The 24,007-nt window shown below is 45.4% G+C and carries 26 protein-coding genes; 16 read left to right on the top strand and 10 right to left on the bottom strand.

Annotated elements, in window-relative coordinates; genetic code table 11:
* Positions 1 to 20 precede the first annotated feature (20 nt).
* The 6 genes from JGK16_RS19700 (at position 21) to JGK16_RS19675 (ending at position 5,576) form a co-directional block, all read left to right on the top strand.
* Positions 21 to 1,901 (top strand): hypothetical protein, encoded by a 1,881-nt coding sequence (locus JGK16_RS19700; protein ID WP_293191959.1) that lies wholly within the window; start codon positions 21 to 23, stop codon positions 1,899 to 1,901.
* Positions 1,902 to 2,344: 443 nt separating this feature from the next.
* A complete protein-coding gene (locus tag JGK16_RS19695; RefSeq protein ID WP_293191957.1) occupies positions 2,345 to 4,033 on the top strand; it encodes a DNA repair helicase XPB in 1,689 nt (562 codons plus the stop codon).
* A 131-nt stretch (positions 4,034 to 4,164) separates the two neighbouring features.
* Positions 4,165 to 4,389, top strand: a complete 225-nt coding sequence (locus JGK16_RS19690) for a hypothetical protein (RefSeq protein ID WP_293183692.1) — start codon at positions 4,165 to 4,167, stop codon at positions 4,387 to 4,389.
* Positions 4,386 to 4,670, top strand: coding sequence for a type II toxin-antitoxin system mRNA interferase toxin, RelE/StbE family (locus JGK16_RS19685; RefSeq protein WP_293183690.1), 285 nt, complete (start codon positions 4,386 to 4,388; stop codon positions 4,668 to 4,670). Before JGK16_RS19690 ends, JGK16_RS19685 begins: the two co-directional genes overlap by 4 nt.
* 182 nt (positions 4,671 to 4,852) lie before the next feature.
* The gene (locus JGK16_RS19680; protein ID WP_293183688.1) at positions 4,853 to 5,260 is read left to right on the top strand and encodes a DUF2281 domain-containing protein; all 408 of its coding nucleotides are present in this window, start codon (positions 4,853 to 4,855) and stop codon (positions 5,258 to 5,260) included.
* On the top strand, positions 5,247 to 5,576 hold the full coding sequence (locus JGK16_RS19675; protein WP_293183686.1) for a type II toxin-antitoxin system PemK/MazF family toxin: 330 nt from the start codon (positions 5,247 to 5,249) through the stop codon (positions 5,574 to 5,576). The genes JGK16_RS19680 and JGK16_RS19675 overlap by 14 nt, the downstream gene beginning before the upstream one ends.
* Positions 5,577 to 5,857: 281 nt before the next feature.
* On the opposite strand, the gene JGK16_RS19670 is transcribed toward JGK16_RS19675, so the two are convergent.
* From JGK16_RS19670 to JGK16_RS19655, 4 genes are all read right to left on the bottom strand, one after another.
* Positions 5,858 to 6,574 carry a hypothetical protein gene (locus JGK16_RS19670; RefSeq protein WP_293191955.1) on the bottom strand — a complete coding sequence of 239 codons (717 nt, stop codon included), beginning with the start codon at positions 6,572 to 6,574 and terminating at the stop codon, positions 5,858 to 5,860.
* Positions 6,575 to 6,716: 142 nt separating this feature from the next.
* Complete coding sequence (locus tag JGK16_RS19665) at positions 6,717 to 7,325, bottom strand: hypothetical protein (RefSeq protein WP_293191952.1); 609 nt, start codon at positions 7,323 to 7,325, stop codon at positions 6,717 to 6,719.
* A 64-nt stretch (positions 7,326 to 7,389) separates the two neighbouring features.
* On the bottom strand, positions 7,390 to 7,908 hold the full coding sequence (locus tag JGK16_RS19660) for an SGNH/GDSL hydrolase family protein (protein ID WP_293183680.1): 519 nt from the start codon (positions 7,906 to 7,908) through the stop codon (positions 7,390 to 7,392).
* Between the two features lie 352 nt (positions 7,909 to 8,260).
* Entirely contained in the window at positions 8,261 to 8,596 is a 336-nt protein-coding gene (locus tag JGK16_RS19655; protein WP_293183678.1) for a DUF4437 domain-containing protein, read from the bottom strand.
* A 194-nt stretch (positions 8,597 to 8,790) separates the two neighbouring features.
* On the opposite strand from JGK16_RS19655, the gene JGK16_RS19650 reads away from it, so the two are divergent.
* Both JGK16_RS19650 and JGK16_RS19645 read left to right on the top strand, forming a co-directional pair.
* The gene (locus tag JGK16_RS19650; protein ID WP_293183676.1) at positions 8,791 to 9,954 is read left to right on the top strand and encodes an iron-containing alcohol dehydrogenase family protein; all 1,164 of its coding nucleotides are present in this window, start codon (positions 8,791 to 8,793) and stop codon (positions 9,952 to 9,954) included.
* 233 nt (positions 9,955 to 10,187) lie between these two features.
* Positions 10,188 to 11,369, top strand: coding sequence for an aspartate aminotransferase (locus JGK16_RS19645; protein ID WP_293183762.1), 1,182 nt, complete (start codon positions 10,188 to 10,190; stop codon positions 11,367 to 11,369).
* Positions 11,370 to 11,627: 258 nt separating this feature from the next.
* Here the strand turns inward: JGK16_RS19645 and JGK16_RS19640 are convergent, their stop codons facing one another.
* Positions 11,628 to 12,770, bottom strand: a complete 1,143-nt coding sequence (locus JGK16_RS19640) for a hypothetical protein (RefSeq protein WP_293183674.1) — start codon at positions 12,768 to 12,770, stop codon at positions 11,628 to 11,630.
* A gap of 465 nt (positions 12,771 to 13,235) precedes the next feature.
* Positions 13,236 to 14,114 (bottom strand): diaminopimelate epimerase, encoded by an 879-nt coding sequence (gene dapF, locus JGK16_RS19635; RefSeq protein WP_293191949.1) that lies wholly within the window; start codon positions 14,112 to 14,114, stop codon positions 13,236 to 13,238.
* A gap of 57 nt (positions 14,115 to 14,171) precedes the next feature.
* On the opposite strand from dapF, the gene JGK16_RS19630 reads away from it, so the two are divergent.
* Both JGK16_RS19630 and JGK16_RS19625 read left to right on the top strand, forming a co-directional pair.
* Positions 14,172 to 14,318, top strand: coding sequence for a hypothetical protein (locus JGK16_RS19630; RefSeq protein WP_293183669.1), 147 nt, complete (start codon positions 14,172 to 14,174; stop codon positions 14,316 to 14,318).
* Positions 14,319 to 14,377: 59 nt separating this feature from the next.
* On the top strand, positions 14,378 to 14,590 hold the full coding sequence (locus JGK16_RS19625; RefSeq protein WP_293183666.1) for an RNA-binding protein hfq: 213 nt from the start codon (positions 14,378 to 14,380) through the stop codon (positions 14,588 to 14,590).
* A 157-nt stretch (positions 14,591 to 14,747) separates the two neighbouring features.
* Here JGK16_RS19625 and JGK16_RS19620 read toward each other — a convergent pair whose 3' ends face one another.
* Both JGK16_RS19620 and JGK16_RS19615 read right to left on the bottom strand, forming a co-directional pair.
* On the bottom strand, positions 14,748 to 14,927 hold the full coding sequence (locus JGK16_RS19620; RefSeq protein WP_293191947.1) for a hypothetical protein: 180 nt from the start codon (positions 14,925 to 14,927) through the stop codon (positions 14,748 to 14,750).
* Positions 14,928 to 14,943: 16 nt separating this feature from the next.
* Positions 14,944 to 17,259, bottom strand: a complete 2,316-nt coding sequence (locus JGK16_RS19615; protein ID WP_293183661.1) for a cation:proton antiporter — start codon at positions 17,257 to 17,259, stop codon at positions 14,944 to 14,946.
* Between the two features lie 119 nt (positions 17,260 to 17,378).
* Between JGK16_RS19615 and JGK16_RS19610 the strand changes: the two genes are divergently transcribed.
* The gene (locus tag JGK16_RS19610; protein WP_293183659.1) at positions 17,379 to 18,470 is read left to right on the top strand and encodes an acyltransferase; all 1,092 of its coding nucleotides are present in this window, start codon (positions 17,379 to 17,381) and stop codon (positions 18,468 to 18,470) included.
* Between the two features lie 331 nt (positions 18,471 to 18,801).
* On the opposite strand, the gene JGK16_RS19605 is transcribed toward JGK16_RS19610, so the two are convergent.
* Complete coding sequence (locus JGK16_RS19605) at positions 18,802 to 19,929, bottom strand: formylglycine-generating enzyme family protein (RefSeq protein WP_293191945.1); 1,128 nt, start codon at positions 19,927 to 19,929, stop codon at positions 18,802 to 18,804.
* A 235-nt stretch (positions 19,930 to 20,164) separates the two neighbouring features.
* Here JGK16_RS19605 and JGK16_RS19600 point away from each other — a divergent pair, with 235 nt between their 5' ends.
* The 3 genes from JGK16_RS19600 to JGK16_RS19590 all read left to right on the top strand — a co-directional run bounded on the left by JGK16_RS19600 (position 20,165) and on the right by JGK16_RS19590 (position 22,176).
* Complete coding sequence (locus JGK16_RS19600; RefSeq protein WP_293191942.1) at positions 20,165 to 21,106, top strand: M23 family metallopeptidase; 942 nt, start codon at positions 20,165 to 20,167, stop codon at positions 21,104 to 21,106.
* Positions 21,107 to 21,318: 212 nt separating this feature from the next.
* Positions 21,319 to 21,861: a late competence development ComFB family protein gene (locus JGK16_RS19595; RefSeq protein ID WP_293185350.1), complete on the top strand. Its 543-nt coding sequence runs from the start codon at positions 21,319 to 21,321 to the stop codon at positions 21,859 to 21,861.
* Between the two features lie 156 nt (positions 21,862 to 22,017).
* Positions 22,018 to 22,176: a hypothetical protein gene (locus JGK16_RS19590; protein ID WP_293196268.1), complete on the top strand. Its 159-nt coding sequence runs from the start codon at positions 22,018 to 22,020 to the stop codon at positions 22,174 to 22,176.
* A gap of 20 nt (positions 22,177 to 22,196) precedes the next feature.
* Here the strand turns inward: JGK16_RS19590 and psb29 are convergent, their stop codons facing one another.
* Positions 22,197 to 22,910, bottom strand: a complete 714-nt coding sequence (gene psb29, locus JGK16_RS19585) for a photosystem II biogenesis protein Psp29 (RefSeq protein ID WP_293185349.1) — start codon at positions 22,908 to 22,910, stop codon at positions 22,197 to 22,199.
* 23 nt (positions 22,911 to 22,933) lie between these two features.
* On the opposite strand from psb29, the gene JGK16_RS19580 reads away from it, so the two are divergent.
* Complete coding sequence (locus tag JGK16_RS19580) at positions 22,934 to 23,269, top strand: hypothetical protein (protein ID WP_293191939.1); 336 nt, start codon at positions 22,934 to 22,936, stop codon at positions 23,267 to 23,269.
* Positions 23,253 to 23,903: a chromophore lyase CpcT/CpeT gene (locus JGK16_RS19575; protein WP_293191937.1), complete on the top strand. Its 651-nt coding sequence runs from the start codon at positions 23,253 to 23,255 to the stop codon at positions 23,901 to 23,903. Before JGK16_RS19580 ends, JGK16_RS19575 begins: the two co-directional genes overlap by 17 nt.
* Positions 23,904 to 24,007 lie beyond the last annotated feature (104 nt).

Here is a 24,007-nt window from a genome sequence, read left to right as displayed (position 1 = left end):
CGGGCGCATTGTCAAATATTATGTCGCGTTACCAAACCATAAATAACCTTGTTAGCCTCCAACAGGCACTCGAAGGAATAATTGTTGACGATTTAAAAAAGCTCAAAGCATTATTACCAGATCCTCGTAAATTAACCCGTAAAGCAGATCTGGTTGATGGCATTAGATCGCAATTGCTGGGAGAGAACCTTCGGAAGGTGTGGGCGAAATTAGACAACCTTCAAAAAGCGGCTGTATCTGAAGTTATACATGGGGAGGATGGTATTTATTTTCCTGAGATATTTAGCGCAAAATACGGAGAACCAGCAAATTTTGGAACAAGCGATCGCTATGGAACTAACAGAGAACCATCACTGCTATGCTTGTTTATTTATGGCAGGCAGATACCCTACGATTTAGAAGAAGAATTGCTGAAATTTGTTCCAGAACCCAAAGAAGCCACGTTAGATAATGTTGGTGAAACATTACAAAATCAGGTTAAACTCAGCGTTCAAAGATATAACTATAGTACAGGAGAAAAGGAGACAGAAGAATACGATATTCCCTTGGCTTCTTGTCAAACACAGTTGGCAGCTACAAAGGATTTTGCAGCCGTTTTGCGTCTGATTCAGTCGGGTAAAGTTGCGGTTAGCGAGAAAACTGCTTTACCTACTGCTGGAAGTGTAAAGGCGATCGCCTCTATATTGCAAGGCGGTGATTTTTATAATGAGGAACAGCGTCAAATTAGCCTAGCCAAGGATAGCGACTACGATGATGAAGTATTCGCTGAAATCGGTAGCATCAAGCCCTTTGCTTGGATAATGATAGCGCAAGGGAGCAAGTTCGCGGAACGATCGGGCAAAAAGCTAGTTTTGACAAAAGCGGGACAGAAAGCTTTACAAGAATCACCCGCCAAAGGTTTACAGACAGCATGGAAGCGCTGGTTAAAGACAAAAGTCTTTGATGAATTTCGCCGCATTGATGCGATCAAAGGACAAACTGGGAGGGGTGCAGGTGGCATTACGGATGTGACGTGGCGGAGAGATGCGATCGCCTCTGTACTCGCAGAATGTCCTGTGGGTAAGTGGGTTATGTTTCATGACTTTAGCCAATATCTAGTCGCAACCGGCCATAGATTTGATGTGACTGAGGAACTGTACTATCTGTATATTGGTGAACCTGGGTATGGAAACTTATCAGAATTGAGTGGCGACAGTTGGCGGATTCTGGAAGAACGATATATGCGGTGTTTTTTGTTTGAGTATGCTGCTACTTTGGGAATCATTGATGTTGCATATGTCGATCCGTTACTCATACCATCCGATTATGACTATCTTTGGGGAACGGACAATCTGGAATTCTTGAGTCGTTATGATGGCTTAGTATATTTTCGCTTGACGGCTTTGGGGGCTTATTGTTTGGATTTGACGGATAAGTATATTCCGCCAGCAATTGAGGTTCGTCAAACGCTGCGGGTATTGCCGAATCTAGAAATTATTGCGGCGGGAGATGGTGTCGAGACATCTGATGCGATCGTCCTGGATATCTATACTAAGAAAGTTTCGGATGTTGTGTGGCGACTCGATCGCCCAAAAATCTTTGTAGCCATTGAAAACGGATATCCATTAGCCGAGTTTACAGAGTTTTTGGACGCCCGGAGTATTGAACCGCTGCCGCAAACTGTGCAACAATTTCTGACGGATGTTACAGAGCGATCGAATAGCGTGCAAGATATAGGTAGTGTCAGGTTGATCGAATGTACTACCGCCCATATAGCATTGCTGATTGCCAATGATTCCCGTACTAAAAAGTTCTGTCAGTTGGCGGGCGATCGCACTTTAGCGGTTCCATTGGGCCAGGAAACGAAATTTCGCACCGCCCTGCGACAAATGGGTTATGTCTTACCCCAGTCGGATAAATAATACACCTGATATTATGAGTATCAACAATCGCGCGAAAACCTTTGTATCTTTCGTTTATAGCCGAGGCAAGATCCCCCTAAATCCCCCTTAAAAAGGGGGACTTTGAGCAGCATCCTGCCCCCCCACAAGAGTATTTGTAGGGTGCGTCGCTGGCGATAAATCCCTAAATGCGATCTACAATCTCGATCGCGACGCACCTTTCACATAGACTGGAATAAATAAACCAAACATTTCTCTTCCTTCTTCCTTCTCCCCTCTTTTTACCCTGATCGAACTCGAAGGGATTTTTTCCTTCTATCAACTATCAACTATCAACTGTCAACTGCCAACTGTCAACTATCAACTATCAACTGTCAACTGCCAACTGTCAACTGCCAACTGCCAACTGTTAACTGCCAACTGCCAACTGTCAACTGTCAACTATCAACTGTCAACTGTGAATTATGAGTTATGTTGCTGAAAATGCTTTAATCGTGCAGAGCGATCGCTCAATTTTACTAGAAGTTCACGCCCCTACAGCGAAATTAGCACGAGAAGCGATCGCACCTTTTGCCGAATTAATCAAAAGTCCCGAACACATCCACACCTATCGGATCACGCCCTTGAGTGTGTGGAATGCCAGGGCGGCGGGAATGTTAGTTGAATTGATGATCGCAGCGCTGCGAAAGTATGCTAAATATGATATTCCCGAATCGGTAGCGCAGGAAATTGAACTACTCGGTACGCGCTACGGATTGACGGTAATTGAAAGGATTGATGCGGAAAATCCCAATTTACAACTGCGGATTGTCGATCGCCCGCTGACGGAGTTGTTAGTGCGGGACGATCGCGTAAAACCGCTGTTAGGTAAGCGGATTTCGGATCTTTGCTTTCAAGTTGATGCGGGGAATCGCGGTGTACTCAAACAAGCTTTGCTAGCAGTAGGTTATCCGGCGGAAGATTTGGCTGGATATATCGAGGGTGCGGAGTTGGCGATTGCGTTGCGCGATCGCACTTTAGGAGGCGACTTACCCTTCAATTTGCGCGCCTATCAAAAGGAAGCCGTAGAGGCATTCTATCAAGGCGGAGAGGTTAGAGGTGGCAGTGGGACGATCGTCCTACCATGCGGGGCTGGTAAGACGATTGTGGGGATGATTGCGATGAGTTTGGTGCAGCAAAAGACACTGATTCTCACCAGCAGTTTGACTTCGGTGCACCAGTGGCGCAGGGAAATATTGGACAAGACGAGTTTAACTGAAGATGCGATCGCCGAGTACAGCAGCAACAGCAAAAAAACGGCTTCTGTAACTCTCTCGACTTACCAAATGCTCAGTTATCGATCGACTAAAGATGATGAATTCCCCCACTTCGAGTTATTTAACGCGCAATCCTGGGGACTGATTATCTATGATGAAGTTCATCTATTACCCGCACCGATATTTCGGATTACCGCCGACTTACAAGCGCGACGGCGGTTAGGTTTAACTGCGACATTGATTCGCGAAGACGGGAAAGAAGGCGATGTTTTCACGCTAATTGGCCCGAAGCGCTATGACGTACCTTGGCGGGAATTGGAAGGACAGGGATTTATTGCTACAGCTAATTGTACCGAAATCCGCGTCGCCCAAAATGAGGCAGAAAAAATGGAATATGCCCTAGCGCCGCGCCGCAGTCAGTTTCGGATTGCTGCGGAAAATCCGGGTAAGTTGGATGTGGTGCAAGGTTTGTTGCAAAAGGAGGCGGGACACCGTATTTTAATTATTGGTGAGTATCTCGAACAGTTAGATGCGATCGCCCTAGTTACCCAATTACCTCTGATTACGGGGAAGACAAAACAGGTTGAGCGCGATCGGTTATACGAAGCATTCCGTCACAAAGAGATTCCCGGATTAATTCTATCTCGCGTGGGCAATTTTGCCGTCGATTTACCCGATGCCGATGTGTTAATTCAAGTATCAGGTAAATATGGTTCTCGCCAAGAAGAAGCGCAGCGCCTCGGACGAATTCTCCGCCCGAAATCTGACGGACACACTGCGAGTTTTTATACATTAGTGTCGCTACAAACTTGCGAGGAAGATTTTGCGCGACACCGCCAACTGTTTCTGACTGAACAGGGCTACAGTTATACTATTGAGGTTCAAGGCGATGGTTAGTTGGCGGCATAATAGACCGGGTGCATCTCATTTTTGCAAATATACTCGTAGGGGCGAAGCCCTTCCCAAATTGAGATGCACCCATCGATTAAGTTAAGCTATAATAGACTGATTGCAACCTTAACCTAAACATGACTCAAGCTGAAAAGACTTCTATTTTTCAAAAAGCAATAGATACCGTAGAAGCTCTCTCGCCTGAAGAGCAGAATATGCTGATCGATATCATTCAAAACCGTCTTAAGCAACAGCATCGCGATGAACTATTGAAAGCAGTTGCCGAGTCAGAAAAAGATTATGAAATAGGCAATGTGCGTCGAGGTACAGTTGCCGACTTGATGGCGGAGTTAGATGAGTGAAAACTTTAATTTGGAGTTCAGCCTTTACTCGTGCGCTCAAGCGTTTAGTTCGCCAAAATCCGCAATTGCGCTCTTTAGTTGAGCAAACATTACAACAACTTGCTGAAGAGCCATTTGCTCCTACTTTACGGACTCATAAACTCAAAGGAGATTTATCGGATAGATGGTCTTGTTCCATTGACTATAGCAATCGAATTGTGTTTAAATTTGTTCATAATTCAGATACAGATGAAGCAGAGATTTTACTGCTGACTCTTGGCTCTCATGATGATGTTTACTAAGTTTTATGAATACAGCCTCTAATTGCTTGGATGATTATGAAATGCTGGATGACTGTATATAACTGCTGATGGGATAGGATTTTAGCGATCGAAATTGTGATCGGCGTGATTTGCAAACATGGAACTACAAAACTTGGCTGCGTGATAAATAAACCGATCAACGCTTAAGGAAGGTAATTGAAATGTCAGAAACAATCAATTTTGAGCAAGCCGTGTTAGAGAATCTGCGACAGTTGCCAACTGAGAAACAAGAAGAAGTCCTCGACTTTGTACAATTCCTCGTGCAAAAAGCGTCACAGAAAAAGCAGTTATCCAGCGAAAGTTCTGAGTCTAACAATTCGCCAACAACCGCACCTACTCTCAAGCTCTCACTTACAGAAATTGCTAGGTTGCCGATCGCAGAACGCCATAAAATACTAGCACCATATATAGCAGCTACAGCCGAAGATTTTTTGACTTATCCTGAATTAACGGAGTTTTCGGTACTTGATGGCGAAGAATCTTTAATTGACTCAGCTATTACTCGCAGCCACGAGGCTTTTTTGAACAGCTACGCACCCGAAGACGAAGGACTTTATGATGACTATTGAATCGGGTGATTTTTGGGTAGCAAATATTCCCTTTACAGGTGGCGCAGGCTCTAAAAAACGTCCCATACTTTTATTGTGGTTGGATGGCGAGGATGTGGTAGCAGCAGCCGTCACCTCTGCAAAACCCCGCAGCCAAACTGATGTATTTCTTAATGATTGGCAAGCCAGCGGTTTGCGTATTGCTTCAACAGTGCGTTTATCTAGATTAGATTGTTTGGAAAAGTCTTTGTTGCTGGCGAAAATCGGACAAATTTCTCAAGCAGATGCAGAAGTAGTGAAACGAGTTTGGGATTTGTATGTTAAGCCTCAATTTTAATGATAAAGCGATCGCCCTTACAACTCCCTCAACCCAGGCCCAACCACAATACTTAATAAAAACTTTACAAAAGTTACCATGTTGCCCAACACGAGTTAGAGTTATCCTCTAAAATCCAGCAATCCTGCAAAGCGTCAACCTTCCAGTCACTTACGATGTCACATTAGCCAGATGTCCCGATTTATTGATACTCGACTACGGCTTAATTAAAACAGCGCCGCAAAAGACATCAAATAAATGTTAAGCAGCGCAACATATCTAAATCTAGTAAAATTTGATATTTACCGATATCTGAGTGAAAATCGTCTTATTTCATTAGCAGCTTCTTGCCGTAGATTTATTTGTTCAAGCCTACCTAGCTCTTGCCACACCACATTAATAGGCATGAGTACGCCATTATTCACTTGAATAGTAGGGTATTCACAACCTGGATAATCTTCTCTAATAACCCAATCACCTTTTACTCTGCGTCGTATAACCTCTCCTACATAGGCAACTAGATTATCGTATAAATCAGCTTGAAGTTTTTCAAATCCATAACTTTCAGCCTTGCTAGATACAATGTCTAAACTTTTGTATGAATAATCCAACTCCTCATCCAAAATATCTAAATAAATTGTTAACTCATTAATCAATTCATCAACCTTGTTAACGAGCTGTGCTTTGTTTTTTGAAAAATATATCCAATGACTTACAGAACTACCACGATTATTAGCATAGTCATCTCTCACCTTCTGTGTCCATCGAATTTTCCTCAAAAAATATTCTTTAGAGTAAATATCTCCTCTACCAGGAATTGAAAATCCTTTGGGATCGAAAACAAATAGAAATCTATCATTTGATAACTCATAAATTTGAGGCTGATTCTTGTATCCAGTGCTATATGTCTCCTCAAAGAATTTTGTAAACTCCTCATGCAGTCTTCCCTCAGATTCTATTAATTCCTGAACCTGATTTCTTTTGAGCCGTTTCGCATTAAGAGATTTCTTCTTTCCCATTTTGATAATAAGTTGAAATGCAACTAATAGCCTAAGTCAAAATAATTGAGCAATTCGTAAACAGTATTTACTGTTTTTTGGCAGGATTCGCAAAAAGTTCTGCACAAGTTGAAAACTCTATTCGATTTATCGGTCAAAAATCTCAATTCTCAAACCTTACCATCCAAACAAAAAAACCCAAAATTTGCTCTACTGGCGGTAAGGAGTAAATATTCAGGTCGATGGTTACTTCGTTTCTAATAAGCTGAAGAAATTGCCATTGGAGACCATTAGTAACACAACCATAGAGGCTAGGTAAAGGTTTTTGTTTAGCTTCATTAAATTTCTGTGCCGCCACCATTTCTGCAACACACTGACCAATTCCTGTTTTTAAATCAGCCTGTTTTGCCTCTACAATAATAATGGCGGGTGCTTCAATTGCTAATTGTTCTGTGGAACAACTGATCAAAAAGTCGCAGCGTCCATTCAATCCCAGAGATTCGTCTACGTTGAAATCTTCCCCAGAGAACAGACTAATTTGACGGTTGACAATGCGGCGAACCTCTACAAGCACAGGGCTAATAATTAGCTCCGATCTGGCTTTTTCGCTGCCTGTAGCTACAGCAAGTGGCAAGGTTTCTTCCAGAGTTGCCGCCAGACTAATACTGGGTTGGATGGGGGCAATTTTAGGGAGAAATCTGATTCCTTCTACTGTGGTTAAATTGAAGGCTTCTTTAACCTTGCTGATGGTTGTGAATTGACTGTATGGCATATTTTTGTGGCTCTCATTAACTAATATATTGTTTCTGTGTCAAAAATGAAATTTTATACATTTTCTATTTCTGTACTTTCTTCTGTTCCATTGTATTGAGCAGTTGCGACAAATTCTGATTGAGAATTTCATACCCTTGTTCGTTCAAGTGTAGTTCATCGCTTCTATATTTCGGTAATATCATTCCCTGACTATCGCCAAGAATAGGGAATGTATCGAACACTATGATTTTCTCTCCAGCTAATGTAGCGATGTAAGTATTGACTTCTTTAATTGCCCGACTTATATCATCAGACCAAAAAGGCTTGCGTTCTAGTGGCACTTCTCCGACTGGGAAAATAGTAGTCACGATTACTACTGCACCTAGATTCTTAGATTCTTCGACAATTCGTTTAATATTTGCTTGACAATTGGCAACGATCGCATTTCTGCTTTCAGGAAACAAGGGAATGGTTTTCAGATCGTTGACACCAACTTGGATAATTACGATTTTGGGTTTTAAGGAACTCACATGATAGGCAGGCAAATCTCTCGATCGCCTGAACAGAGGTTTGAGAACCAATTCCCCGGTTAATAAACTCATATTCACCGAGATTCGGTGATGTCCAACTGGCGGCCCTGGAGTCACCAAAGAAAACCACACGGGTTTGCTTGGTATTAGTAACTGGCTGGGCATCGATCGGATGGTTGTTCAATCCCAGAGGATCTAAACGAGTTTGATTGAGTTCGCGATAATACTGTTTGGCTCGACCCAAAAGCAGAATATTTAGGAAAATTGAACTTCCTAGCACTAATAAAAGAGCGATCGACAGAATAGTAGGTTTGCTCACTGCCATGTTTTTGGAATTGCGCTGCAATTTAATGTCATATCTTAGGAGAACTCAATATCGATATACTAGCGATATTTAGCTGCATAGCTATCCATTCATCCTAAGTTATGTTCCTTCAAATTCTCCCATTGCTCCCAGCCGAATAGTGATTAACTCTACATCGGTTAACGCTTCATGCGCTCCTTGTCTTGTTCCTTTTGGGGTTGTCCAAAAGCATCCCGCTTCACACACCCGATCGCCCGTTTTAAGACTACCCGAAACGACGAATACATACTCATCAGCCGGATGAGTATGAACTGGAATAATTGTACCTTGCTTCATCTTCAAGCGATGAATCGATCCTTGCGGCACAGGCTCAGCTAATACCACCCAACTTGTCCCAGGAAACACCGATAAATCAGCGAATTGTTGTGTGGATAAGTCTTGAAAACTTTGAGTCATAGGTTTTATTCTCGCCGTGCTGTACATTCATTATACCGATCGCCCTTACAACCCCCCCCAGCCCATGCCCAACCACAATACTTAATAAAAACTTTACAAAAGTTACCATGTTGCTCAACACGAGTTAGAGTTATCCTATAAAATCCAGCAATCCTGCAAAGCGTCAACCTTCCCGTCACTTATCCAGTGGTTCGATGACTCACACCCAAAGCACCAAAACCGCCACCCCTACTGCAATTTATTCCTTGACAATTGCTCCCGCCTGTGTATTGCGCGGTCAAAACGCTCTATCACAAGCCGGAAATGCGATCGCCCGTTTCGGAAAGCGGCCCCTAATAGTCGGCGGTAGCAACTCCCTCGCCGCCGCCCAACCCTACCTGCAACCAATCCTCGAAGGCAGGGCGAGCCAGGGGGCATCGCCCCTACAATCCGCGCAAACAGCCTACGGCAAGGATTGCAGCGAAACCAGCCTCGAAACCCTCCGCGCAGCCGTCCAAACCCACAAAGCCGACTTCATCATCGGCGTCGGCGGCGGCAAAGCCTTGGATGCAGCCAAACTCCTCGCCCATCAGTGCAAAATGGCGATCGTCACCATCCCCACATCAGCAGCCACCTGCGCCGCTTGGACAGCACTTTCTAACATTTATTCCGAACAAGGTGCGTTCCAATACGATGTCACATTAGCCAGATGTCCCGATTTGTTAATACTGGACTACGGCTTAATTCAAACAGCACCGCAGCGGACATTAGTAGCAGGAATTGGAGATGCGATCGCCAAATGGTACGAAGCATCAGTCAGCAGCGGACACTCAGAACAAACTCTGATAATTTCTGCCGTCCAACAAGCTAGAATCCTGCGCGATATCCTGTTCCAAAAAGCAGCCGCCGCCCTCAAAGAACCAGGTAGCGAAACCTGGCAAGAAGTCACAGACGCCACCGTATTGCTAGCAGGAGTAATCGGCGGAATTGGCGGGGCCGGGTGTCGCACCGTTGCCGCCCACGCCGTCCACAACGGCCTAACTCATCTATTAGCAAGTCACGGCACATTGCACGGCGAAAAAGTTGCCTACGGCATATTAGTGCAACTGCGGCTAGAAGAAATTCTGCAAAACAATCAACTAGCAGCAACCGCCAGACAGCAACTGCTAAAATTCTACGCCGAGATTGGATTGCCTCAAACTTTAGACAACTTAGGACTCGGAGACGTTAGCCTCACACAATTGCAGCGCGCCGCCGAAATAGCCTGCCATCCCAATTCGGACATCCACAGACTGCCATTTAAAGTTGTTCCCGAACAATTAATGGCAGCGATGGTTTCTACCACCGCACCTGTGGGAGAATTGAAAATCAAGAATTAAAAAAGTTTGTAGTAAGGACTTTAGTCCTTGAAAGGTTGCCCTAGAAAGCACTGAAATCCTTACTACTAACCAGGCAAAATCCGATGTTTTCTACCGCACAACTTGTGAGACAATTAAAAATTAATAATTAAAACAGTTTGGAGTAAGGACTTTAGTCCTTAAAAAACTGTGTGAGAAAGGACTTCAGTCCTTACTACGAACCCGAAAAACAACTAATAACTGATACACAAAAAATGACTTTGGATTGGATTAGCCCTGCTGACAGGTTGCAAAAACTACCGCCCTACGTATTTGCCCGTCTCGACGAACTCAAAGCCCGCGCCCGCGAACAAGGACTAGATTTAATAGACTTAGGAATGGGAAACCCCGACGGTGCGACTCCGCAACCGGTAGTAGAAGCCGCCATCGCAGCTATCCAAAATCCTGCAAATCACGGCTATCCGCCCTTTGAAGGAACTGCCAGTTTTCGCCGTACAATTACCAAATGGTACAGCCGCCGCTACAATGTTGAACTCGATCCAGAAGGGGAAGCATTACCTTTATTGGGTTCTAAAGAAGGTTTAGCGCATTTTGCGATCGCCTATATCAATCCCGGCGACTTAGTATTAGTACCGAGTCCCGCTTATCCCGTATTATTTCGCGGCCCAATCATCGCCGGTGCCAAAGTTCACAACATCATCCTCAAACCAGAGAATGACTGGGTAATTGACTTAGGTTCCATTCCCGACAGCGTAGCCGAACAAGCCAAAATTCTCTACTTTAATTATCCCAGCAATCCGACCGGAGCAACGGCCCCCCGCGAATTTTACAAAGATATTGTTGCTTTCGCACACAAACATCAAATTTTGTTGGTTCACGATTTGTGTTATGCGGAATTAGCCTTTGACGGCTATCAACCGACAAGTTTATTAGAAATTCCCGGCGGCAAAGAAATCGGAGTTGAATTTCACACCATGTCAAAAACCTACAATATGGCCGGCTGGCGAGTCGGTTTTGTAGTTGGAAACAGCCGGATCATTCAAGGTTTGCGAACTTTAAAAACTAACTTAGATTACGGCATATTTTCTGCCTTGCAAGCAGCAGCAGAAACAGCGTTGCAATTACCAGATAGTTACTTGCACGAAGTGCAGGAACGCTACCGCACTCGCCGCGATTTTATGGTTGCAGGATTGGCAGAATTGGGGTGGAATATTCCTAAACCTCTGGCTGCAATGTATCTTTGGGTTCCTTGCACTCAGGGCATGAGTTCGACAGATTTTGCCCTGAATGTTTTGCAGCAAACGGGTGTTGTTGTGACTCCTGGTAATGCTTTTGGGCCTGGTGGTGAAGGATATGTGAGGGTTAGTTTGATTGCAGATTGCGATCGACTGGGAGAAGCTTTGCGCCGTTTGAAACAAGCAAACATTCGCTATTAATTACTGGTTACTGGTTATTGGTTATTGGTTAGTTGTTGGTGATAAGCTGCTCTGCATTTAAATTGTATATCAAAAAAGACTCAAAATCTTGTGGGGTGTCCCGCCTGCCCTGAATATGCAATAGACATCTCCAGAAAAGCCAGTTTTGAACAGGCAGGATGCTTGTTCCACAAGAATTATTGGAGATGTCTAATTTAAATGCCCAATTCCCAATTCCCAATGCCCAATTCCCAATTCCCAATTCCCAATTCCCAATGACTATAACGTTTTAATTTGCTCGATCGCCCAGTTGAACGTTTCCATAACTTGCTGGAGGGCAAATTCGTCTTCCAAAGTAGATAAAGCCAGACTCGGCGACCTTCTCTCGCCCGGTTCTGTAGGTAGCGAAAGACCGATCGAACTTAGCTTATTTCTCAATTCCAGCCAATTTTTTTCTGCATTAAATGGCGGTTGGGAACCGTAATTGTCAGCAGAAATCTCCATTCTGCCAGCAATATCTACAGTGAATAACTGATATGGTTTTCTGCCTCTGTGATGCAACCCGGCGGCGAAACCGCCGTAGGTGTCCCCCGTTCCCCAATGGATTTGAATTTCGGGTTCTTGACTTTTTGCCCAAAGGTATATAGCTCTTGCCATTTGCGCCTCGTCCGCGCCTTGTCTGGCTTTGATTTCCGCAAAAAATGACGATTCATCCCAGCGCCTTCTTTCGCGCATTGCGTTGGATTTTTTATGCTGTGCTTCGGCTGTCTGACCGATCACTCTGGGAACCAAGGTTCTCAAACCGTCTTCACTTACATATTGCTTAATTTCCAGGGCCAAAACTTCAACCGGATCCATTTGTTCGTTGAGAAATTCCACAACTCGGCGCATTTCAGCGGAAATCTCGTCTGCTACAAATACTAAGCGAATTTTACCGGCTTGCAAATTAGTTTTAACTTTCTGCCAAAATAGGTCTTCATTAGCATCCGCACCGAGAAACTCTTCAAAAATCTGTTCGGGATCGCGACCCCGATCGCGACAATTGGCTTCAAACAGAGCAATAATTGAATCTATTGGCCAGTAAACCAACGCATTAGCAGCATAGTCGATCGACTGACCTAAAACTTTTTGCCGGAGTGCAGCATTAGGAGTGCGCCTGACATCCACCAAAGTAGGAACTGCATTTTGGTCGAGAAACAAATGATCCAGCGACCATTGGACGGCAGTTTCCTCATCGGTGGGCACTGATTCCCGTGAAATTAACAGCCACTTCCGCGCCGTCGCCCGATCGATTTGATCTCCGGCAATCAGATTAGGATAAGTTACAAGCAAGTCTTGTAACTGGTCTTCCGAGTCGTAGGGCTGTTCCATCATTTCTACCAGCCTGTCGTCGTCCTGAATCAGATAAATACCTCCAGCCATGCACATCCACCTACTTAATTTTAGATTTTAGATTTGAGAATTCAGGCTTAGTCAGTTGATAGTTGACAGTTGACAGTTGACAGTTGACAGTTGTCATTAGTCATTAGTCTTCAGCCTATGATATCGTTTTCGGTTGCATCGGAATTATGTAGTGCAAGCGTCCATAGCGAACGATTGGTTCCCGAGTGAGACGCTCGCACGCTCCATCATTCAAATATATTATTCCGATGCTACCGGATTTGATATGACTTCACAAGGCGCAAGGCATTAGTCATTGAGCATTCTTGATAATTAAAGAATTAAAGAAAAATTTGGAATTTAAGAATTTTTCTTGTTTGTTAATTCCACAAAGACAACTGTCAACTGTCAACTGTCAACTGTCAACTGTCAACTGTCAACTGTCAACTGTCAACTGTCAACTGTCAACTGTCAACTGACAACTGTCAACTGACAACTGTCAACTGACTACTGACAACCAGTAAATACTCGCTGTGCTGGCCCAGTCATGTAAATCCGCCCAGAAACTTCTGCCCATTCGATTTCCAAAACGCCACCGGGGAGTTCAACAGCAGTTGTCCGATCGCACTTTCCGACCAACACCCCAGCCACCACAGCAGCACAAGCACCAGTCCCACAAGCTAGAGTAACACCTGCGCCCCTTTCCCACACCCGCATTTTTACGTAGTCCCGTCGTATCACTTGAATAAATTCGGTATTTATACGCTGCGGGAAGGCTGGGTGGTGTTCAAATTGAGGGCCGAGAGTTTCCAAAGCCACAGCCGAAACATCTTCTACAAACGTAATGCAGTGAGGATTTCCCATGCTGACACAGGTAACAGACCAAGATTTATCAGCAACTTCGATCGGCACATCTATCACTTTGGCATCTGGTGCAGCCAAAGTTGTCGGAATTTCCGCAGCCAGCAACCGGGGAAGTCCCATATCCACCTTAACCTGACCGTCCGATCGCAATTCGGGGCTAATCACACCCGCCAGAGTGTGGATGCGATACTCAGTCTTAGATTTACTCCCCCCCTTAGCAAGGGGGGGCTGGGGGGGGTGAATTTCCGCTGCTTCCAAATCGGCGATAAACTTAGCCAAACAGCGAATCCCGTTGCCGCACATTTCCGGTTCCGAACCGTCGGAGTTAAAAATCCGCATCGTATAGTCAGTGCCGTTTTGACCCGGAAGAGCAAAAATCACGCCGTCTGCGCCGATCCCAAAATGTCGATCGCACATGGACACAGCTTGTTCTGGTGTTAAAACTGGTTCTGAGGAGTGGCGGTTGTCAATCAGAATAAAATCATTGCCCAGTCCGTGATACTTCGCAAACTCGATCGACATAAAAACAAACCTCTGTTGACAGTTGACAGTTGACAGTTGACAGTTGACAGTTAATAGTTGACCCAACGACTGCGTTTATCCGCTCGCGTAGCCGAAGGGCGATCGGGTAAAGCAGTTGACCCTTCGTCTACGCGAACCCGCAAGCAGTTGACAGTTGATAGCAAAAAAATGACTAATGCTGTTCGCGATCGGGGACAGCACTAATGACCGATGACTAATGACTAATGATTAATGACTAATAACCAATTTACCCATTTCCCAGTATGTCTGAATTTGAGACCGGATTGCCCAGCGTTCGCTTAATACAAAGCTACATCAAAGACAAAGAACAGTTAGAGATCAAACTGATGACTGGCGACTTGTTAGCCGGCAGAATTTTTTGGCAGGATCATAGCTGCATTTGCCTCCTCGATGCCTCAGAAACACAAATTCTGATCTCGCGATCGGCAATTGCTTATCTCAAACCCAACGCGTGAAGAAGAGGGGGAGAGGGGGAGAGGGGGAAAATCTTTCCTGTTCGCTCTTCCTTCCATCCGTTATATCGTTTCCGGGTGCATCGGAGTTATATAGTGCGAGCGTCTCGCTCGCGAACCAATCGCGAGCGAGACGCTCGCACTACATAATTGAAATATATTATTCCGATGCTACCGGATTTGATATTACATCCGTTACATCCCCTACAGGGCTTCCGTCTTCCGTCTTCCGTCTTCCGTCTTCCGTCTGACTAATAACGTTCGATCGCGCGGACAGCACCAATGCCCCATGCCCGATGCCCGATGCCCGATGCCCGATGCCCGATGCCCCATGCCCCATGCCCCATGCCCCATGACTAATCGCTAAATAGCTTTTCGCTAACTTGGGCGGTGACAAAAGGCAGCTTTAAGGCTGGTTGCGGCAGCGGAGGCGAGGCCGTCCGCTGCATCAAGCCGAGCTCGTAGAAGCCGCCGCACAGCAGCAAACGATCGCCCTCTTGCAAATCAGTAGTTCCATCCGGCCAGCGAGTAAACTTCCCTTCCCGGCGGATCGCCCGCACCTGCACCCCATACTGAGTGAGCAAATCTACCTCTGACAGTTTTTGGCCAACCCAAGGACTGTTGGCTGGTAACCTCAACCACTGACAAGAACTGTCGCCCTCGGGGACAGCAACTTCGCCCTTCGCCAGCAACTCAAAACTAATCAGTTCTTCCGGTTCACCCACTACCAAAAGTCGATCGCCCGACAGCAAAGCAGCCTTCCCGTTAGGATAATCAATTTCCTCGCCATCTTCGCGGACGATCGCCATCACACTGACCCCTGTCAACTGCCGCAAGTTAGTTTCTTCCAGAGTCATCCCACCAATGGGAGAGCCCTCCGGTAAGTTGTACCAATCGCCGTTGAGATCTCGAACCGCCACTTTCAAATCCCGGGAAACCGCCAAAGGTTCCCGCGCCGGCCGCAATTCCAGATAGCGGCTGCTGCGAATTTGCTGCACATCTCGCCCAATAGCCATTGCTGACAAACCCATACCAGCTAGCAAGTGGGCAGACAGTTCTAAACTAGCCTCAAACTCCGGCTGCACAACTTCCCAAGCCCCCAGTTGGTAAAGCAGTTCAATATCTTTATCTTTGTTGGCGCGCACCACAATATCCAAATCCGGGACTAATTCTAAAGCCCGCTTCAGACACAAGCGAGTGCTCATCGGATCGGGAAGAGTAATCGCCATTGCTTTGGCGCGTTCTACCCCGGCGGCTTCCAATACGTGCAAGCTGGCAGCATTCCCGTAAATGTAAGGAATTCCTGACACTCTGCACTCTTGAATTCTGCTTTCCGACTCGTCGATTACCACAATTGAACAGTTGCGGCTTTGCAGCACTTTGACTAAATTTCTGCCAACTCGCCCGTAGCCACAAACCACAACATGATTTTGTTCCGGCAAAGTTTCAGCTATTTCGACAGGTTGAGATGTTTGGTCAAAATAGCGCTGCAAAGGCCCGAAATTTTCCGCCCACTTGAATAACTGTGGCACGCTTCTCAATACAAACGGCGTCAGCACCAAGGTGACTGCTGTCGTTCCTAAAATTAATAGGTAAACGTTTCGCGAAACCAGTCCCATAGCTTGGCCAGAACTAGCGAGTACAAAGGAAAATTCTCCGATTTGAGCTAAGCCCAAACCTGCGATTAATGCTGTTTTTAGGGGATAGCCAAATAATCGGACGATCGGCGTTACAATCAAGAATTTGCCGACAAATACTAGAAATACCAGTCCCAAAATTAACTCTAGATGGTTCCAGAGAAACACCGGGTCGATTAACATTCCGATGGTAACAAAAAATAAGGATGCAAAAATATCTCGCAAAGGCTCGACATAAGTTAGAGTTTGGTCGGCATATTCCACCTCCGAAATCATTAAACCCGCCACAAATGCGCCCATCTCGATCGAGAAACCCAGATATTCTGTCAGCAGCGCAATCCCTAAAGCCAAAACCACAACTCCCAGCAAAAACAGTTCCCGGCTTTCTGTTCTCGCGAGGTAGCGCAGCAACTGCGGTACGATCCAAATGCCCGCTACTACTGCACCCGCAGCAAATAATCCGATCCGCACCAGGGCCCAGACTATTGTCATGCCGATCGCCTCTGCGGGCTGATTGAGGGCCGGCAAAACTGCCAGCATTAGCCCCAAAGCCAAATCTTGAACTACCAAGATTCCCAGCATGACTTGTCCGTGGGAAGTACCGCCTTCATTGCGTTCCATCAAGCATTTGAGTACAACCGCCGTCGAGGAAAGCGACAGGATCGCCCCTAAAAACACCCCTTGGGCAGGGGATTCTACCCAGCCTACACCCAAGGAAATTGCAGTAGTAATGGCGATCGTCAGCACAATTTGCAAGCCCCCCCCGCCCAGACTAATTGCTTTAACTCGATTTAGTTCGGCGAATGAAAACTCTACTCCCAAAGCAAACAACAGAAAAGCCACACCAAATTCTGCCAGGGTGTCTACCTGAACTAATTCTTTAATCAGCCCCAAACCGGCCGGCCCAACTACGATCCCTCCCAGGAGGTATCCGAGAATTACCGGCTGTCGCAACAACGATGCAAAGAGTCCTCCTGCTGCGGCAGCAGCGAGAACTAGAACTAAGTCAACAATCAGTCGGAAGTCTTCTTGCACAACTTTATGAAAAAAGTGTAAAGTTATATTATAGTGTTTAATGTGTTGACTATGTTGGGGGGCGTTGACTATAGTTGAGTAGCAAGCCCAACTGCCACTCTTGAACAAGGTATTTTCTAATGACAAAGAGTTCAAATCCTCACAAAAAGCTTAATCTCTTGCAAGTTTATCGAGGGATTGGGGCTTTATTGGTGGTAATGTTTCACGTCAACCAGATGAGCACGGAAAGATTAAATCAAGTTACTTTTTTTAATTTATTTCAGGCTGGGTGGAGTGGTGTTGATTACTTTTTTGTATTGAGCGGTTTTATCATGGTCTACGTTCACCGATCGGCGATCGGTAAAAAAGACCAGTTAAAATCATTTTTAGTCAAGCGCTGCGTGCGAATTTACCCAATCTACTGGATAATTACTCTGACAGTTGTGTTTTTCTTTCTACTGATTCCAGGTTTTGCTAATGCTCAAGACTTAAGTTTGGACAAGATAATTCTGTCGCTGCTCTTGATTCCTCAATATGGCAAGCCAATTCTGGATGTAGGTTGGACTTTAGTTTACGAAATTTATTTTTATGTATTGTTCAGCATAGCTATCTGGCTAAAACCTAAACAGTCTGTGCCTCTGCTGTCGGCTTGGCTATTTGTCACATTTCTACATTTTTCTAAAGTAGTAACATTTCCCGATGCTTTTTTCTTGCTGAATCTAGTATTTGGCAATATGAATCTAGAATTTGTTTTGGGTGGCTTGGCTGCGTATATCGTGCTTAAATATAACAATAAGATTACTAATTACAGATGGATATTATTTGGGATAGCAAATTTAGGATATGTTATTTTAGGACTGTTTGTGGCTTGGGGCAACATTGAGTTCGATCGGATCAAGACTTTTGCAGTGCTGGCAGCTATATTAATCGTTGCTGCAACTTCGATCGACCTTAAGGATTCTCCGAGACTTCCTTATCTTTTAATTTTCCTGGGCGATGCCTCATATTCAATATTTCTGCTCCACAGCCCGGTGATATCAGCAACTACAAAAATTGTGCAAAAGGCAAATTTAGGAAAATATTTCGACGGTTTCTTTGCTCCGGCTATGGTGGCATTGTTTGCTGTAGTTGTCGGCTGCATATTCTACTCTTTCATCGAAAAACCATTGACAGTTTATCTGCGGAAAAATATTGTTGAAAAAATGTTTCTTCCGAAGGCGCAAGCCAGCTAATTGTAGGGTGCGGATCTGTGAGATGTGCGATCGAGCTTAACTTGCGATCGATTTACCGCAATACGTCAGCAGGGGGGGATTTTGAGGTGTAGGGTGCGTCGCAATCCAGAATCTCGGTAAAAAATCGAAAAATCTAAAAGCGACGCACCACAGGGTTTAATTAGTTCGATCGCACTTTATTTTCCATGGTGCGTCGCTGTGAGATTGTCGATCGAATTTGCATATTTTAGAAGAATCCGCACCCTACTATTGGATGGTGCGTCGCTGTGACATTTTCGCTGGAATTTGCATATTTTAGAAGGCGACGCACCGTACTATTGTGTGGAATCATTCACACAAGGTCAATAACAACGCGAAAACCAATGTCATTCCTCCGGCTGTCGCGCGAGAGAGAGTAACGATACAAACTAGAGCACTTGGAGCTATCACTATCCCAAGAGCCTCCACGCAACATCCGTTGATTCTCCGATCCACCTATTTCCCAGGAACTTCCGTCAGAGGGGGCCCCGTTATAGTTAGAGTGGTAGCAATCACTGCACCATTCCCAAACATTTCCGTGCATATCGTAGAGTCCAAAACTATTCGGATAAAATTTCCCATTATTAGTTGTTTGATTACTGCGATGTATAAAAGCATAGTCAGTATCTAGACCCTCGAAAGCAGGAAAACTTGACGTATAAGGCACATCAAAGCTAGTATTAACCAAATCCGTTGTAATTGTCGAACCAAAATAGAAGTCTGTGTTCGTTCCAGCGCGACAAGCATATTCCCATTCTGCTTCTGAAGGTAAACGATAACTATTGCCTGTTTTTTGAGTAAGCCGATCGCAAAATTCGATAGCTTCATCCCATGATACTTGTTCGACAGGTCGTTTAGCTCCTTTAAAATGAGAGGGATTACTTTTCATTACCCTTTCCCACTGTGCTTGATTAACTGTATATTCCGCCATAAAGACAGGTTGAATCGTTACTTGATGCGACGGCTTTTGCTCACTTCCAAGATGTGACGCACCCATCTCGAATTTGCCACCAGGAATATAAACCATCTGAAGTGCAAGTTTGTCACCTAAGTCTTCATTAAAAACTTGAGCCGACTTAACACAACGACTATTTTCGTTGCCGCTGTAGTGGTCTACCGTGATGACATCAAAATTAAAGGTATAAAAAAAATTATTTAATTGCCATTTTATCTTTGATTCATCTCGATCTTTTAGCAAATTGTAAACCGCAAATTTTACTTGTAGCGATTTATCATTCAGTCCTTGAAGAAGCAAGTCTAAGCCAGCTTCTCCATATTGGAGCGCCTCAGATAGTGCAGCGATTCTGACTTCGACAGCGGGTGAGGCTAAGCGGCTTTTAACGCCTGTAATTCCTCCCAGTACCGCCGCATCGACAGGAGTTGAATTTTGACCGCCAAGGACGGCATCATATTCTCCAGGTTGATTTTGCTCATTTGGCATGGCATTTTGACCTCTGTATGATTAACCACTGTGGCATTTACTTAATAGCTATGTCAAATATTCAAAACTTACCAACGCTACAAATAAGACAAATAGTGCGTTACGCTCCGCTAACTCACGCTACATTCGCGTACTTTGCGTAAGTCTTAATAGTCCTTTACCTTTTTGAGTCAAAGCGTGCTAAATTTAGCTACTTTGTGTAACATTAGCTAGACAAAGGTTAAGGATATCGGTAATGACAGCAACTGCGAATCGAGCTAACTGGGGACAAAGTGCCAAAATAGTTGCGAGTGCTATTTGGGAGTGTAGGCTATTGAAGGCAAACATAAACAGGGCGATTTTGACTGGCCCAATTGTTGCCAGCATTCTCAGTCTGGTATCGCCGGTGCAAGCTTTGCAGGTGCAGGTGACGCCGCCAAATCCCGAACTGGGTGATACGCTGTCGGTAATTATTCAGGTTGACGGTAACGGCGGGGAAACTCCAAAAGTGTCTTTACAGCAGAAAAATTACCCTGCTTTTCCGATCGGCAATAATCGCTTTCGGGCCCTGCTACCGACGACACCACTGGAGAAACCCGGTGCGCGCGTTGTTCAAGTCTCCGGTGACGGACAAGTGCAGAAGTTGAATGTGCAAGTGCGCGATCGAGATTTTCCCACTCAATCCATCTGGCTGCCACCTGGGAAAGACTCCGAAGGTACCGATGCCGAATTCGATCGCGTGGACGCGTTTAAAGCACTGGTGACACCCGAAAAATTTTGGGATGGCAAATTGTTGCGCCCCAACTCCGGCGAAATTACCACTATTTACGGCGTGCGTCGGTACTATAATGGGGTATTTGCTAAGGACTACTACCACCGCGGCGTCGATTACGCGGGCGCTTACGGTTCCCCTGTAGTTGCACCGGCTGCCGGTCGCGTGTCTCTCGTGGGACGCGAATCCCAAGGGTTCAAAATCCACGGTAATGTAGTTGGTATCGACCACGGTCAAGGGGTAGCAAGTATTTTGATGCACCTCAGCCGGATTGATGTCAAGGAAGGCGATTTCGTGAAAGCGGGTCAAGTAATTGGTGCTTTGGGGTCAACGGGGGCTTCGACAGGCCCTCACCTGCACTGGGGACTTTACGTGCACGGGCAGTCTGTCGATCCGGTACCTTGGCGGCTTCAGGGAGTTGAGTAGGACTTTTTACCGATTTTGACGAATTTAAAAGTCAATTATGGGGTAAGTTTGTGGCTGGGGTGTGTAGATAACTGTTCTGGGTTATCACTATTGGGTTATGATTTGTACAAAAATTCTCAACTCAAGCCTCAAAACTCGAATCTCAAGACGCCAGCAATTGCGTCTTTACAAAACAAAACTGTATTAATGATGCCGTTGAGCGGGAAGCATATATGAGTATTGAAAAAATTGTTGAACAGGCTTTGCAAGACGGCTATTTAACGCCGTCTATGGAAGCTGAGGTGGGACGAATCTGCAATACGGCTTCTGAATTGTCGATCGAAGAGTACATGGCTCTCGATCGCCTGATGGGAGCTTTGTTGACCGGAGAAGTGGTGGTTCTGCCACGCAAACAGTTCATCAATGTGATGGAAGAGTTGGTGCTTAGCGAGGCGATCGCCAGGGTGGCAGAAATTGAGGCGGCGAGCAGCGAGCAGAGTCTGGATGTGGGAGATATTGCGGCTTATGCTTTAAATAGGCTGCCCCCTCTGTACGCTACGACGGAAGAGGGAGCTCACTTTCAAAGGGCTAGGGCTAAAGAGCAGCTTCACGATTTGATTTCCAAAGAAGTCAACGCAGCGATCGACCGCAACTTGGTCAGACCTGAACCCGTAAACCCCACAGCTTTGGGTAAGCCGTCTTCTGGAACCGAAGTTCTGTCAAATCTCAGCAATTGGCTGCAAGCTAACGCCGTTAATTTTGAGCCGCAGCCGTAGTACCACGTCCAACAGCTCTATTTTGGTTAAGTCGATCCCGCTCAATTCAAAAAGCGGGATTTTTAGTTTTTGAGCCAGAAACAGTTGACAGTTGACAGTTGACAGTTGACAGTTGACAGTTGACAGCAGAAGGAAGGGGGATGTGGGATTGGAGTAATGAATCGTCTGATTTTAATTTCTCCCGATCGGGATTCCGGCTTTAAACCAATTCTTTTTGGTCACAAGACATCCGTCACAATTGAAAAAAAAATTAAAGGAATTGTTTGTTTGCCACCTAAAACAAACAATTCCCTTTTCCTTCTGACTAATGACTAATGACTAATGACTTCAAACAATTAATTATTGCTCTCAGAAGAGTCTGCGGAGGGGCCGGCAGTAACTTTTGTTTCTCGTTTTTCACGTTTTTTCCGTTCAGCTTGGATGACATCTTGAAGCACTATTCGCGCTTGGGCCATTTTTTCCAAATTGCTGCGGTACAAATCTAAATCTTTGCTAACTTTGTCTTCAGGTAAATGCAAAGCTGCACTGATTTTGCCGATCGCCTCGTTGCGAGTTTCTTGGTTTTTTACCATTTCGGGGTCAGCTTTTTCTAACAGCGAGAACAAACCGATCGCAAATAAGCGACTGTACTTAAATTGAGCGTTGCTGGCGATCGCCCCTAAGGACGCTTGCAAATCTCCTGTATCTTCAAAGCTGGTGGAGCGATCGAGCCACGAGAGCAACTCAGACCCTCCAAGGCGATCGGCCAAGCTTTCCAATCTGTGAGCGTCTTGCTTGTAGCGATCGGGATCGTCTTCTAGGGCTTTGCACAAAGCGTTAAAAATCGAAAGTCTGTCTGCTTCTGGGGCGTACCCGAGCATGAATCGATCGAAAGCTGTCACCACGCCCAAAGCATAAATCGGGTCGTATTGAAAATCTACATTCGCCGAAAGCAAGTGCATTTCTACCATCAACTCTTCCACCACTCGACGGTAAATTGAGTTAATCGGTCGAGTGTGAATCGTATAGAAACTTCGCTTAGTATCTGAAACAGTACGGTTCTTGTTCACCTGAGTTTTATAGATAAATAATTGTGCCGCCACAGGTGGACCAGCGCGGCATGAGTAAAGTCGGGAGAGTCGATTGGCGATCTCCCTGGCAAAATTTGCCAGTTTTTTTTAACTGTGCAGCCGAGACTGCGAGGCAAAATTTTACCCTGGAAGATTTTGCGGGCGATCGGCAGCAACAATTAATCTGTCGCAATACGATGGCAAAAGCCAAGTATCTTTACAATCATAGCTCTTCTGGGATCGCTGATAAATCCCATCTTCTGACTTGCCCGGCCCTCTTCGGGCAACCCTTACCACAATCAAATTTTATTGTCAAGCCCAATCCTCAAAAATCGAACGAACATGACAATTTCTCCTGAATTAAGAGCTTTAGCCCAATACATGGCGGGCGAATTTGACAACCAAGAACAAGCGCTAGCAGATCCGGCGTGGTACGTCCACCTGCGTTTTTGGCAAAGACCCCTGCCCGTGCCTCTCTTGGACGAACCCAGCATTGCCCTGTTTGCCGAACAAGCCAATATTCTAGAATTAGACAAGCCCTACCGTCCCCGCATCGTGCAACTGAGGCACGTGAAGACAGCGCCGGAACTTATAGAAGCTCAGTATTATATGTTCAAGGATATCGCAGCCGTCAAAGGAGCCGGTCGCAACCCCGACTTACTGGCAAAACTCAAGGGCGAGCAAGTCGAACTTCTTCCCGGCTGCACCCTCTCGGTTGCGGTGCAAAATTTAGGCTCAAACCGCTATCGATTTCGGGCATCTCTGCCGGAGGGAACTCGTTGCTGCTTTACCTACGATGGGCAAACTTACCAAGTAGACTTGGGATTTGAAGCCGCAGACGAGGAATTTCTCAGCTACGACAAAGGAATAAACCCCACGACAGGTAAGGCTATCTGGGGAGCTTTAATGGGCCCTTTTAGATTTGTCAAGCGTCAGGATTTTGCTTCTGAAATATTTGCCAATACGCTTGGGATCGGATCGGACGGCGGTTGAAACCGCGTCTACAGAAACAAAGTCCGCCTCCGCGGACTAAAGAAGAAGATCGCGTAATTTTCACCGCCCGGTCTTTAACCTGCACCAGACACGTGCAAGTTTGT

Origin of the sequence: Microcoleus sp. PH2017_09_SFU_O_A (assembly GCF_020738625.1) — a bacterium.
GTDB lineage: Bacteria > Cyanobacteriota > Cyanobacteriia > Cyanobacteriales > Microcoleaceae > Microcoleus.
Note: the sequence above shows the minus strand (reverse complement) of the source record. Positions and strands in the feature narration are given on the sequence as shown.